Annotated in this window: 11 protein-coding genes and 1 tRNA gene; 8 read left to right on the top strand and 4 right to left on the bottom strand. The window is 32.6% G+C overall.

From position 1 onward, the window contains the following. Positions 1–51: 51 nt before the first annotated feature. The 8 genes from P8J93_07565 to P8J93_07530 all read left to right on the top strand — a co-directional run bounded on the left by P8J93_07565 (position 52) and on the right by P8J93_07530 (position 9,496). Positions 52–142 (top strand) — tRNA-Ser (locus P8J93_07565). Between the two features lie 136 nt (positions 143–278). Beyond that, entirely contained in the window at positions 279–764 is a 486-nt protein-coding gene (locus P8J93_07560; protein ID MDG2061655.1) for a hypothetical protein, read from the top strand. Between the two features lie 34 nt (positions 765–798). Next, positions 799–5,889 (top strand): DUF4011 domain-containing protein, encoded by a 5,091-nt coding sequence (locus P8J93_07555; protein MDG2061654.1) that lies wholly within the window; start codon positions 799–801, stop codon positions 5,887–5,889. Beyond that, the gene (locus tag P8J93_07550) at positions 5,861–7,216 is read left to right on the top strand and encodes a hypothetical protein (protein ID MDG2061653.1); all 1,356 of its coding nucleotides are present in this window, start codon (positions 5,861–5,863) and stop codon (positions 7,214–7,216) included. Before P8J93_07555 ends, P8J93_07550 begins: the two co-directional genes overlap by 29 nt. 78 nt (positions 7,217–7,294) lie before the next feature. Continuing rightward, entirely contained in the window at positions 7,295–8,290 is a 996-nt protein-coding gene (locus P8J93_07545) for a WYL domain-containing protein (protein MDG2061652.1), read from the top strand. A 97-nt stretch (positions 8,291–8,387) separates the two neighbouring features. Continuing rightward, positions 8,388–8,747, top strand: coding sequence for a hypothetical protein (locus P8J93_07540; protein ID MDG2061651.1), 360 nt, complete (start codon positions 8,388–8,390; stop codon positions 8,745–8,747). Positions 8,748–8,760: 13 nt separating this feature from the next. After that, on the top strand, positions 8,761–9,282 hold the full coding sequence (locus P8J93_07535; GenBank protein MDG2061650.1) for a hypothetical protein: 522 nt from the start codon (positions 8,761–8,763) through the stop codon (positions 9,280–9,282). Continuing rightward, positions 9,275–9,496: a hypothetical protein gene (locus P8J93_07530; GenBank protein ID MDG2061649.1), complete on the top strand. Its 222-nt coding sequence runs from the start codon at positions 9,275–9,277 to the stop codon at positions 9,494–9,496. Before P8J93_07535 ends, P8J93_07530 begins: the two co-directional genes overlap by 8 nt. Before the next feature lie 206 nt (positions 9,497–9,702). On the opposite strand, the gene P8J93_07525 is transcribed toward P8J93_07530, so the two are convergent. From P8J93_07525 to P8J93_07510, 4 genes are all read right to left on the bottom strand, one after another. Continuing rightward, entirely contained in the window at positions 9,703–10,650 is a 948-nt protein-coding gene (locus P8J93_07525) for an SGNH/GDSL hydrolase family protein (protein ID MDG2061648.1), read from the bottom strand. A gap of 112 nt (positions 10,651–10,762) precedes the next feature. Further along, positions 10,763–12,595 carry a carbamoyltransferase gene (locus P8J93_07520; protein ID MDG2061647.1) on the bottom strand — a complete coding sequence of 611 codons (1,833 nt, stop codon included), beginning with the start codon at positions 12,593–12,595 and terminating at the stop codon, positions 10,763–10,765. 6 nt (positions 12,596–12,601) lie between these two features. Then, positions 12,602–12,751, bottom strand: a complete 150-nt coding sequence (locus P8J93_07515) for a DUF5989 family protein (protein ID MDG2061646.1) — start codon at positions 12,749–12,751, stop codon at positions 12,602–12,604. Between the two features lie 6 nt (positions 12,752–12,757). After that, a complete protein-coding gene (locus tag P8J93_07510) occupies positions 12,758–13,159 on the bottom strand; it encodes an SxtJ family membrane protein (GenBank protein MDG2061645.1) in 402 nt (133 codons plus the stop codon). Between the last annotated feature and the right edge of the window lie 166 nt (positions 13,160–13,325).

The following is a 13,325-nucleotide window of genomic DNA, read 5'->3' as shown; positions in this document are numbered from 1 at the left end:
GTTAGGGTGAAATTTGAGTTGTAATGGTAGAATTGCCTTCCCATTCTATTAGGAGAGGTGGCTGAGTGGTTGAAAGCGCTCCCCTGCTAAGGGAGTATAGGATAATCTCCTATCGAGGGTTCGAATCCCTCTCTCTCCGCCAGTAGCCTTGTTTCAGGTTAATCGTCATCATCTATAAAGTCTATAGTTTTAGGAACTGTGCGGTTTTTGTGCGGTTTTTCTATATTTCTTAGAAGATAAGGTTATGAAATTTTTTCATGATAGTTTATGGTAAATATATGAGGAAATTAATTACGTTGTCTTGTTTGTTGATAACAGTAAGCTTATCTGCTGAGAACGAACTTAAGACCATTGATGAATATTTAGATGAGTTTGAATCCAAATCTGATTACGAAGGAAAAAAACTTGATATTCAGTATTTTATGACAAAAAAATGTGCTGGTGTTTTCGACACCTTGAGAGAACTTGAAATTGATTATGAAAATGTAGATAAATTAATTCAAGCTTCAGTAGGTTTTAGGATGTGGATAGGTGGCAATAAGCCTGATGGACTGGACAAGACAAGAGATGAAATTTTTAAAGAAGTTAGAGAAGATGTAGAGAAATTTAAGGCTGAATATTTAAATCATCTAAGTATTTGGTATGCTAATAAAGATCAAGGATCCGACAGCGATGAATTATCAGCAGAAATGTTTTCACAGCCTTTCAGGGCAGATTTACGTATTTGTTTTGAGTTATCTAAAAGACTTCCAGCGAATGGATAATAGTTCTTATGAGTAGAAGGAAATAATAAAGACTGTGGATATAAAAAAACAACTTTTAACTTATAGTGAGAAACTTCTTGCTTTGACGACAAGAAATAAATTAATACATTCTTCATTTTCATCGAGAGAATTAGGGTTTAGGTTTATAGATGAACTCCCTCAAAAGTTGGCCGAAAAAATTTCCCTCTCAAAAAGAGGAATGACATTTGATCCTTTACCTCCACTTGATTCTGAGCCTCCCGAAGAGCAAAAACCTGATTTCAAAAGAAAAATAGATAAGCTCAAGATAACTGATGAGACTTATTTAGAAGATTTAAAAAAAATTGATGAGCAGGATATAGAGAACCCAGATGAAATTTCTGAAAGGGAAGAAGATGCACTTAGAGCCCTTAAAGACAGGTTGAGAGAGGATTTAGGTCTTCCAAAAAGAGTTTCTGGGACAGGAGAAAGTGATTTAAGGCGTCATGCACAAAACCATAACATCAATCCAGATTACAATTTACCTGAGGATACAGAGGAGAATAGGAAGAAACGTCAGTACAACGACGATAAAATACAAACTCTCATCTTGCCAGATATTTTAAACGCAAGACTAAGAAAGCTAAAACAGAGATATAAAACAAATTTAGAAGAAACGGGACAAAATACTCTTTATTTATGTTTTGGTTTTTTGCAATGGATACAAGATAGGGGAGTTAGCGGTAAGAAAAAGAGATTGGCACCTCTGCTTATGATGCAAGTTCAATTTAATCTTGATAAGAAGAATAATTTTAATATTAAAGCCGTTGATGAATTCGATATTTTAGAAAACAACACTTTGAAGCATTATCTCAATGAAGAATTTGATATTAGATTGCCAAAGCCACCCAAGATCACTGTTAAGAACGGTAAGAATGAAAGCGAAGTTTTAGACATTGAAGCATATCTAAAGAAAGTAAAGACATTAGTCAGTAAAAAAGGGTGGGATGTACTGAGAAGGTCTTCTGTAGGAATCTTCCATACTCAGGAATTAACAATGCATGAAGATTTAAAATCCATTGCAGAAAATCCAAATGAATTGCTAGCTACATTGTTATCTGGAAAAACTGTTTCCGGAAGTGATGAAATTTATGATGTAGATGATAAAGAGCACAGGAAGTTAATTCCTGCACTTATAGATGCAGCAGATTCATCCCAACATTCAGCAATAATTGACATGCTAAATGGTAAAAGTTTTGTTTTAAGAGGGCCGCCGGGAACCGGTAAGTCTCAAACAATATGTAATATGATTGCAGCTGGGATTTATTCAGGAAAGAAAGTTTTATTTGTAGCTGACAAAGAAGCAGCTCTTGAAGTCGTAAGGACTAGACTTAAGGCAGCCGGCTTAGATGATTATGTTTTAAAACTCTACAGCGCGAAAGCTTCAAAACAAACTTTATGGGGTTCTGTGAGAGAAAGATTGAATTCACCAACTACGAGAATTAATTCTGAATCATTGAATACTAAAATTAAAGAACTGACTAAAGTAAGGGACGAGCTTAATGAGTATAAAGACTTTATAGGCAGTGAATTTGGGAAAACTAATAAAACTGTGCATGACCTTCTGTGGGAACAGGAAATTCTTATAAATAAATATCCTATAGGTGCGCTTGAGTCTTTAAGTTTTCCAACTTGTGACAAAATAACTAACGATCAACAAAATAAATTTATAGAAAGCTTTAATTCTTTAGAGTCATTTCATAAAGAAGTTTTTAAGAATGTAAGTTATTTCGAACACCCTTGGATTTCTGCAAAAGCATCTCCAAAAACAACTATTGAAAGAGATAAGTTTAATAATAGTATTAAAGCTTGGTCAGAAAACTTACAGATAATGCTTCAAGGACATCAAGATTTAATCAAAACTGGCTTGCCAGCTGATAATTTCAATCTTAATGATTTAAGTGAATATTTAAATATTTGTAAAAATCATCTTCCGGATAATTTTCAAAATGAAAGTGGATTAGAAGAACCTTTTTTAATAGATTTGATAGGAAAAGAGCCAGAAGAGTTGCAACAAGGCCTTGAATTAGTAGATACACTTGAAGATTTCCTTTCTAAAGAAGAAAAGGCTAAAGAATCTGAGCTTGAAAAAGAAGCAGTACAATCGGTCTATACTTCATTGGATAGTTTAGATCTTATTGAGGCAGACTATGATGGATCATTAGAAGGGCTATTAAAAGAAAAGCAAGCTCAAGCAAATAAAAATATTCATTTCTTAGAACCTATAATAAGTTTTCTGCAAGACCTTAATGTAGAAAGTATTAATTTAAGCTCTTTAACGGTACTTGAAAAGTTCACTTTCCTTAATTCTTATAGTAGATCTTCAGACAGAATGCTTTTAAATAGAGCTCAAGGTAGATTTAAAGAAGAAGAATTTAAAAAGAAAATAAAACTTATTTGGAAAGGCGTAAGCGAAGCCGATAATTTAAGAGAGTCTGTTCAGCTAAACTATCTAGTAAGTTCATCAGAATTGAGGAAGTGTGCCTTAATATTAAAGACTTCATCTATTTTTTCTATATTTAATGAAGATTATCGAAAGTCTAATAAGATTTTTAAAAGAATTTCTGACTTAAATTTAAGTAAGCCAGAGAAAGTAAAAATTTTTGAATCTGCTGCAAGCTATAAAGAGTTTGAAGAAGCTTTTAAGCAAGATGAAATTCTAGCGACTGTATTCGAAACAACTAATTTATATGATGTAAAAGCTACAGATGCAGAGTTATTACATAAATCCTTAGAAAAAATATCTGAATTTAAATTTGCAGAAAAAGAAAGCCCTATATTTCAGAAATTTAATGAGTCTCCAAATCAATTCATTGAGCAATTTTCTTCTTTAAGCGTTGACGAAAGCCTAATTTCTGAACTTTCTAATTTTGATATAGACGCAGAAGCTGATCTCAAAGAATCTTTTGATTTAATTAAGCTTAGAAGTAAAGAAATCGGCTCTTCATTAGATCAAGCTACGTCCCTAAATATGTCAGGATTTTTATTTAATGAGATTATAAATTTATATAAGTTATTAACTGAAATAACTGAATTAGATAAAAAAATTAACTCTTTATTGGGGAGTACAAATTATTTAGAGTTTTCTAAAAGAGAATCTCTAGAAGATAACTTAGAGGAACTTAAGACTCGAATACATCTACTTAAAGACATTGAGATTGAAAGAAGACAAAAATTCTTAGAGATAAAAGATAATCTAATACCTTCGTTCTCACTACTAGAAACATTTTATAATAATTTAGATGATTCAATTAAAGATCTAAATAAGGTATTTGATATTGTTAAAGCTGATCCTTTTGAAGATCTAAAGCATGAACAAATTTCTATTGAACATCTTAATGAATTTTTAGATAAACATAATACTTGCGGCTCTATAAATGAGTTTTTTGATTTAAGAAAAGAAGAAGATGATCTTCAGAAAGGACCAATTGCAGATTTTTATAATAATTTCTTAAAACAAGAAGGAAGTACCAAAGATCTCTCTTCAAAATTTCAGTCTTGGTTAGTGCAGAAACAGTATGAAAAATTAAATAAAGAAAAGTCTAATGTTGTTTTATTGAATAAATATATAGGAAAGAAATTAAATTCAAATGTTACTTCATTAAAGAAATTAGATGAAGAAATCCAACTACTTATAAGAAAACAAATAAGTATAAATGCTAGGAAGATGGATACATCTGCACCAAGAGGTAGGGGAGGTAGATCTTCTGAAAGAACTGAACAAGAGTTGCTTGAATATGGATCTTCGCTTAAAACTTTTCCTAAAGGGTCAGTTAGAAATCACTTATCTCGAAGCGCTTCTGCGTTATCATGCAATTTACCTTGTTGGATGGTAACTCCACCAAATATATCCACTTTTATCCCTTTAAAGCAAGAATTTGATTTACTTATAATAGATGAAGCTTCGCAGATGAGTCCCCCTAGAGCGCTTCCGGCATTAGCAAGAGCAAAACAATGCGTAATAGTAGGGGATGAAAATCAATTGCCACCAACTTCATTTTTTGCGAGACAAGAGGATGAAGATGATCCAGTTATCGATGTACAAGAGTCAATACTAGATTTAGCAAAAACAATCTGGAACAAACCAAGAATGTTAAAATGGCACTATAGATCTAAGCATCAGGACCTTATAAAGTTTCAGAATAACTTTATATATGATAACTCCCTGATCATACCTCCTTCTACTATCGAAACAGGGGATTCACATTTTGGCGTTCATTCTCATTTCTTACCTAATGCCATATATAGACAGGGTGGTACTAATGAAGATGAAGCAAAGAAAATAATTGAGCTTATTATCAACCATTCCGAGAATTACCCAGATAAATCTTTAGGTGTAGCAGTTATGAATGTTAAGCAAAGATCTCTAATAGACCAAGATTTAAACTTGGTGTATCAGAACAACAATAAAGTTAGGAATTTCCTTGATGAGTGGGTTAATAAAGATGAAGGCCTAAACAAATTTTTTATAAAGAATTTAGAAAACGTTCAGGGAGATGAAAGAGATGTGATTATTGTTGGGACTAACTTTGGGAAGTTAAAAGAAGGTGCTCCAGTATTGCAAAGATTCTTCCCAATAAATCAAGCAGGAGGAGAAAGAAGACTTAATGTAATTACAACTAGAGCTAGAGAATCTCTGCATCTTGTAACTTCTTTAACAAGTATGGATATTAAGACAAAAGCTAAGGGTACAACCTTCCTCTCTGAATATATATCATTTGCAAAAACGAAAGAGCTTCCTTTGGGCTCTTCCACAGATGCTGAACCAGATAGCCCTTTTGAGGAATGGGCAATAGCTGAAATAGAGATGATGGGTTTTATAGCGGTGCCTCAAGTAGGAGTTCAAGGTTTTAAGATAGATATAGGAGTCAAACATCCTGATCTTGATGGCTTTATCCTCGCAGTAGAATGTGATGGAGCCACTTACCATTCCAGCAAAGCTGCTAGAGATAGAGATCTACTAAGGCAAAACCTATTAGAAAACTTTGGTTGGAAGTTTCATAGAATCTGGTCTACTGATTGGATCTGGGATAGAGAAGGGACAACTAAGAAATTAGAAACTGCTTTAACTAGGGCATATGATGCAAAAAAAACTAAAGTTGTTTAAGAAAAAAATAATTCTTCTATTTTTCTTATTTTTTTCTGTAAATTCCTTTTCTCTTGATCTAGAGACCTATGATTATTTGTCTAGTCTTAAAACCTGTAATCTAGAAAATGAAAGAGGACCCTCAAAGCGGATAGAAAGAGATATTAATAGTATAGCTAAGGCAATCAATGAGCCGGAAATACAAATTATCATCGAGACATATGTGGACTTTAAAGATAGGCTAACTTGTTTTGAAAAGGTGAACCTATCAAGTATGTATGCATCTGTTCTATTTAAGACAGGTCATTACGCCCAATCCCTTGAACTTTTACAATATGTAGATAAATATCGAGGTCTAAATAGAGAATTTAAAAAGAGTATCGATAAAAGAGTTGCTAACGCTCAATCTAAAATAAAACAATTAGATCGAGGTAGACCTGATTCTGTCTCTACCTACCAACCTATCGAGGAAGATAAATCTGAATACATAGACAGAATTAAAGTCTTAGAGAATGAAATTGCTTTACTGGAATATGAAAAGATTATCCTTCAAGGATATGAGGCTAAAAACAAAGACTTACAAAAAAGTATTGAAGTACTTGAAGAAAATATAAAAAGGCTTTCTCGAGGAGGAAGTGAACCTGACCAAAGTTTTTATAACGAAGAAATAAATTCTTTAAAAGAAGAATTAGAATCCACAAAGTTTGATTTAGAGCAGCAGATTTTTTTATATGAAGAAAGTGAAAAATTGATATCTGAACTTACATTAGAGTTAGGTGAAGTTAAATCAAATTATGAGCTTATGGAAAAGGAGCTCGATACATCAAATAGACTAATCGATAAATATCTAAGCGGCTCTTCGAAAGGCAGTTCTGGAAACGAATCTAATAATTCTTTTTTTAGTGATTATTGGTGGATTTTAGTTTTAATAGCTATTTTTTATTTCTTTTATCAAAATTCAGAAGAGAAAATTAGCTTAAAAGGGGTACCAGAGACACCTTTCGGTTTTAAAGCTCATTTGGAAGATTTAAAAGAGTCAATTATGGAGCAAATTGATCCCCTGACTCAATTAGATAAGTCTTTAGATTCTTTTGTATTCCATTATTTAAAAGGAATTTCTTCAAGTTACATTGAAGATTCTCTTGAATCTAAGATTGCTTTTGATGAACTGATAGAGGAGTTATTCTCTGAAAACTCTTCGATTATTAAACAAAAATACTTCTTGGAAGAAAGTGATCTAGCTTTAGAGGGAATGAAGAAAGGAAAAGAGGATGGTTATAGGTTGAAGGAGTATGCTCAACCTGTTGTTCTAAAGAATTATTTAAATAAAAAACCAAATACTGATTAAAGCCTATCAGGTCAATTAAAATCAATTTACTTATTACTAAGCGTCATATGAAGACGTTTTGTTTGGTATAATTTTTTAATGTCAGAAAGCAGTCTAAGGCAGATACAACTCTTACAATTAATACCTAGATTTCCTAGTAAGGTAAGCACCTCCGAGATCCAAAATCAGTTAAAAGATCTTGGTTATCCTGTTTCCCTTCGAATGATTCAACGAGATCTAGAATCCCTTGAATCTATAATGCCAATTGTTTGTGATGACAGAGAAAGGCCTTATGGATGGTCATGGCATCAGAGCGCATTTGGTCTACAGCCATCTATGGACCCCATAGAAGCATTGACCTTTAGTTTGGCTGAGCAATACCTTGAACCCTTAATGCCAAGCAAGAGCTTTAAAAGGATTAGAGTTTTCTTTGATAGGGCAAATTCAATTCTGAAGAAAGTAAAGAAAAATGAGATTAGTCGTTGGAGAGATAGGGTTCGTGTAGAGCACCAGTGGCAAAGATTAGAAGCACCGCAAATTAATGAAGACATTGAAGCACAGATATATGACGCTTTATTAAAAAAAAGACAGCTAATAGTTCTGTATAAAAATAGAGGGACTGACAAAGCTAAAGAGCGAGTTATTAATCCGCTTGGTTTAGTTTTAAGAGGTCAGATACATTATTTGATCTGCACTATGGCAGAAGATCCAAATAATCCCAGATCATTGCCTTTACATAGATTTACTAAGGCTGACTGGAATGGATTAGAGTCTTCTGAACCAGAGAGTTTTTCAATCGACAGATATATCAAGGATAATAATTTAGGATTTTTATACTCAAATAAACGTATTATATTAAAAGCTATTTTTGAGGGACATGCAGGATTTCATCTTACAGAGAGCGCTTTATCAAAGGATCAAGATTTAAAATTTTTAGATGACGGTAAAATTATGATTAAGGCTTCTGTAAGTGACACTGCCCAACTTAGGTGGTGGTTGTTGGGCTTTGGTAGCCAAGTAGAAGTTCTTTCTCCTAAAGCTTTACGAAAAGAGATATCCCAAACAGCAAAAGAAATGTCTAAGGTCTATGATTGAGCTTGATAGCATTCAAGAAATCTTTAATTAAAAAATCATAATTTATCAACTTTATTGGTACGTCATTATATGACGCTTCACATGTTATTTTATTAATATGGAAGTCAAAGACCTAACTCAAGACACAGTAGAAAAGATTTCTTTCCCCGATGAAGATGAAATTGAAGATGATGTGCATAGAGTTTTTTTAGCGCTAGAAGCCATTGAAGATTATTTTTTAGATATGGGTCTAGATCCAGAAGAAGTTTACGATGCCATGGCTTACTTTAGTATTTGTAATTTTTGCATGAATGTTGAGGATTTAGAATTTGCCAGACAAAGGATAATGGTTCTTTTAGGAAGGGGTCTTGATCGTTCATGGGAAGAGAAGAAGAAGGTTCAGGAAACATCCAATGTTCACCAAGCAGATTTTTTCTCTATTTTTTTAACAAAAGATGGAAAGCCTACTTTCCAATAATTGAATTTAATTTATGAAACGAATTTCTTTATTTCTCCTTTTCCTTCCATTTAGCATTTCTTCAGATATACACCTCACCACCATAGACGCATTTAATATAACCAGTATTAGCCCAGACTATTTGATGGTGTCTAAGCAATCTGAGACATCCGATGGCACCTTTTATTTCCAGATGAACAGACCTTATTGCCTTTGTGAAGAGGTTAGTTTTATTTTGCCTACACCCAAATCCAAAGATTTTGAAAGGCCAAAGGAAGATAGCTATATAGAAGGAACTATGAGGATTGATTTTAAAAAACCTAAACAAATTGAGTATGAAGTGTGGCTTGCTCGTGAAGATAGTTCTGAAAATATAATCATTCCGCAAGGCCCTTTTCCTAGCATAAGAGAAGCTAAATTAATAAATATAGATACGCCTTATGGAAGATTTCGTTTTATTCTTGAAGGGTTTAAAGATGCTATGCGTCAAGCTACTAAGATGTGTGAGAGCTGGATTCCATATGAAGAAAATAAAGTGGAGGCTATAGATGCATAAGCGTATTGGCATACTAATAGGTCTAACATCATTCGCTTGTTTAGTATTACTAACTTTCAGTTTTAGAGATTTATCCGCTCAGCTATTTCTAATGTTTTTTTTCACTTTGATTGGACTTCCGCTTTCTACCTATCTAATAACTAAGCAGAAAACTTTTATAACCGTTGAAGAAGATGATGATGTCATTGATGTAGTTGGAAGGTTCAGTATTTAGACCATGAGCTGAAATCTTCCATTGTGCGGTTTTTGTGCGGTATAAATAAATGTAATAACCATACATAAAGGTTTATAAACGATTCCTGAAAGAATGGACTTGCTCTGAAAGCCCTATAATACAAGGGTTTTTTAGATGCTCTTGTACCCTGCTAAGGGAGTAAGGAGTTAAATCCTTCGAGGGTTCGAATCCCTCTCTCTCCGCCATCAATTCTTTATGTATTTTTTGGAAACTATTTCAGACACAATCTGATGACCATTACTATTCCAATGCCCATCTACTTTAAAATAGGTTTCCATTTTATTTTTTTGAAATGCATTCCCTAGATCAACGCATTCTAGATAATTTTTATTGCAGTTATTAATTACATTATCCATTAATTTTTGACCAGAATGAAGATTAGTTCTTTCAGGAATTAGAAGATTAACTAGCTTACATGATGGATTTCTAGCCATGCATTGTTGTTCAATGTTTTTTATATATTTTAAATTCTTATCGCATGATTTGATGTCTCCACCAGAATTAAATAATTGACTATTTTTCTTATTGGGCCTTGCTTCTAGATTAAATATGTAACCTCCAAGATTAGATGCATATATATTCTGAATTATTCTTTTTAGGAAAGCTGAATTATCATTAAGAAATTTTAGAATTATTAAGTTTGGTGAAAAATTTCTTTGGTCGCCAACTAGATAACCGTCTTCTATTAATAAATTAGGATAGCCACCTTTTTCTGAAGAAATGACTTTAGTTAGGGTCATGTCAGATTGGCAATCATTTCCTAAAAAAGTCCCTACAAAAATATATTGAGGTTTTAGATTAGGGTTATTTAGGAAGTGAAGAAGGTAGTGAGGAGATGTAAATCCGCCGTTATAAGATAGATTTGCTATATTTAAATTAGGGAACCTTTTACTGATTAAAGCGCTATAACTTTCTTCGCTCCTTACACCATGACCAAAAGAAAAACTATCTCCATATATAACTATATCTACTGATTTCTTAGGATTAAAATTTGGCTCTTTGTAACCATATTTATTTATACTAAACGTATAATCGAATTCGTTGAACGGACCAATATGCCTGTATTCGCCTGGCGCTAAATCATAAATAGAATTATCTTTCGTATTAGGAAAAACTGATAGCCAGTAGTTCATTTTATTTTCTGAAGAGTTAAGCTTGGAATCTTTAATGGAGTAGTAAATTTCTGCAGGAATAAATAAAATTATAATTAAGGCTAAAAGAACAGAAAAATTAATTAAAACCAACTTAATCAAGTTCATATTTTCCTTTGTAATTTGAAGATAAAGAGATATCTTGTTCTTCTTTTCTTAGTATGAAGTTTTCTATTATCAATATATCTAACTCAGTTCCCATAAAACATTTGAAAGCATCTTCTGGAGAACACACAATGGGTTCGCCTCTGACATTGAAGGAAGTATTTACGAGCACAGGACAGTTTGTTATTTCTTTAAATTTGGTTAATAAAGCATGATATCTTGGGTTTGTTTCAGAATGCACAGTTTGTATTCTTGCTGAGTAGTCAATATGAGTTACAGCAGGTATCTCTGAACGCTTTATGTTTAACCTTTCTATACCAAATAAACTTTCTTCTTCTGATGTCATTTTCACTTGTTTTTCTTTTTTGATTTCATCAACTAAAAGCATATAAGGACTTTCTACTTTAAGCTTAAACCATTCATTAAGATCTTCGGATAAGATAGAAGGTGCAAATGGACGAAAACTTTCCCTGTATTTAACTTTTAAGTTTAGAATTTTTTGCATTGTTGGAGAACGGGGATCACCTAATATAGATCTTCCGCCTAAGGCTCTAGGCCCAAACTCCATTCTGCCTTGAAACCAGCCTAAACATTTCTCTTTCGACAATTCATTGGCTGCAAAAGATAGCATATCGTTTTCAGACATCTTCTTAAAGACAGCTCCACAACTTAGTAATGATTTTTGTATTGAATTTTCATTAAATTTAGGACCTAAGTAAGCTCCTTTCATTTTATCTTTTTTTTCTACAATCCTTTTCATATCCAATTCTTGATGCCATGCTGAAAGTGCTGCCCCTAAAGCTCCTCCAGCATCCCCAGCAGCAGGCTGTATCCAAATTTTATTAAAACCGCTCTCTTTTAATATCCTTCCGTTAGCTACGCAATTCAAGGCTACTCCACCAGCTAAACAAAGGTTTGGGATTTTGTATTCTGTGGCCAGAGCTCTTGTAATCCTTAATACTATTTCCTCTGTAACAACTTGTATAGATGCCGCTATGTCCATATGGAACTGAGTCAATTCTTCTTTATCAGCTGTTCTAACTGGTTGGTTAAATAGAGAAGAAAATTTCTTATTGGTCATGGTTAAACCAGTTGCGTAGTTAAAATAAGATTGCTCTAATCTAAATGATCCGTCTTCTTTTAGATCTATTAATTTTTCTAAAATAATATCTTTATATTTTGGTTTTCCATATGGAGCTAATCCCATTACTTTATATTCACCACTATTTACCCTAAATCCAAGATAGTAAGTAAAAGCAGAGTAGAGAAGCCCTAAGGAGTGAGGAAAGTGAATTTCTTTTTTTATTGAAATATCTTTTCCTTTCCCTATTGCTATGGATGATGTCGTCCATTCACCAACTCCATCCATAGTTAAGATTACAGCTTCATCAAAAGTAGAAGGGTAAAAAGCACTAGCCGCATGACTAAGATGATGTTCCCCAAAGAGTAATTTATTTTCATCAAGATTTCGGTCTAATTTCCTTAACTTTTTTAATAAGAGATCTTTTAAAAAGAGTTTCTCACGAAGCCATAAAGGCATAGCAATTCTAAAGGAGTTAAATCCTTTTGGTGAATTTGTTACGTATGTCTCTAAAAGACGTTCAAATTTTAAAAAAGGTTTTTCATAAAAAGCTATCTTTTGAACATCTTCAAGAGATACATTACCTTCTTTCAGAACGTAATTTATAGCATTATAAGGATAAGAAGCATCATGTTTCTTCCTTGTAAACCTCTCTTCTTGAGCCGCAGCAATTATTTCGCCATCTATTAATAAAGCAGCTGCGCTATCATGATAAAGTCCTGATATTCCTAGTATTGGAATCATGACTTAAAATATTGTATAAATAAATGGAGCTAAAGCTGATCCCTGAGATAGGACAACTAGACCACCTAGAATACCTAAAGTAAAAATAATAGGCAGCAACCAGAATTTTCTTCTAACGGATAAGAATTCCCATAATTCTTTTATAAAATTCATAGATTATTAAAATTGTTTCTTCATATTAGATATAGGCTCTTTTCTCTCTACCCAGTAGGATTTCTTATCTAATTCCATTTCTTTTTTTAAGGAGTCTTTTCCTAAAATTCTTCTTATTACCCCGGTAGGAATAATAGTTAAAATAAATATAAATAACATAACCATTGGTGAGACAATTGATCCTAATAGAACGCCAAATTTATTCCAAATTAGATTAGGCTTTTTGAGAGTATTAGGAAGGATAAATGCTAAAAGTAAGAGCATAAGAGCTATTAAGAGAAACCAAATATAGAAAGCATTTCCTTTATAAACAAAGAAGGCAGCTGTTAAGAATGAAATAACAGCAAATAAAATACCAAAGCTCTTTTCTGAGTTTATGTCTTCGTTAGTATTATTTTTTTTATTCAAGATGAAATTGAAGCTTATTTTAATACTATTATAAGTTAAAAATTTAACTTTGTTAGGTGCAAAAAATTATTACGCCTATTGTTTTTCATTTGACATAATCAGCGAATCTTTTGTTTAAAATATTTTTAGGAAAATATCTAGTAGCTTTATATCTCATTCATAGTTA

The sequence above is a fragment of the SAR86 cluster bacterium genome (genome assembly GCA_029268615.1).
GTDB lineage: Bacteria > Pseudomonadota > Gammaproteobacteria > Magnimaribacterales > Magnimaribacteraceae > JAQWNM01.
The sequence above is the reverse complement of the archived record's forward strand: the minus strand, read 5'-3'. Positions and strand labels throughout refer to the sequence as shown.

What these genes read in the sequence shown, in the direction of transcription:
- P8J93_07560 (MDG2061655.1), top strand. Translation starts at nt 279, where the DNA reads ATGAGGAAATTAATTACGTTGTCTTGTTTGTTGATAACAGTAAGCTTA.
- P8J93_07550 (MDG2061653.1), top strand. Translation starts at nt 5,861, where the DNA reads ATGATGCAAAAAAAACTAAAGTTGTTTAAGAAAAAAATAATTCTTCTA.
- P8J93_07545 (MDG2061652.1), top strand. Translation starts at nt 7,295, where the DNA reads ATGTCAGAAAGCAGTCTAAGGCAGATACAACTCTTACAATTAATACCT.
- P8J93_07540 (MDG2061651.1), top strand. Translation starts at nt 8,388, where the DNA reads ATGGAAGTCAAAGACCTAACTCAAGACACAGTAGAAAAGATTTCTTTC.
- P8J93_07535 (MDG2061650.1), top strand. Translation starts at nt 8,761, where the DNA reads ATGAAACGAATTTCTTTATTTCTCCTTTTCCTTCCATTTAGCATTTCT.
- P8J93_07530 (MDG2061649.1), top strand. Translation starts at nt 9,275, where the DNA reads ATGCATAAGCGTATTGGCATACTAATAGGTCTAACATCATTCGCTTGT.
- P8J93_07525 (MDG2061648.1), bottom strand. Translation starts at nt 10,650, where the DNA reads ATGAACTACTGGCTATCAGTTTTTCCTAATACGAAAGATAATTCTATT.
- P8J93_07515 (MDG2061646.1), bottom strand. Translation starts at nt 12,751, where the DNA reads ATGAATTTTATAAAAGAATTATGGGAATTCTTATCCGTTAGAAGAAAA.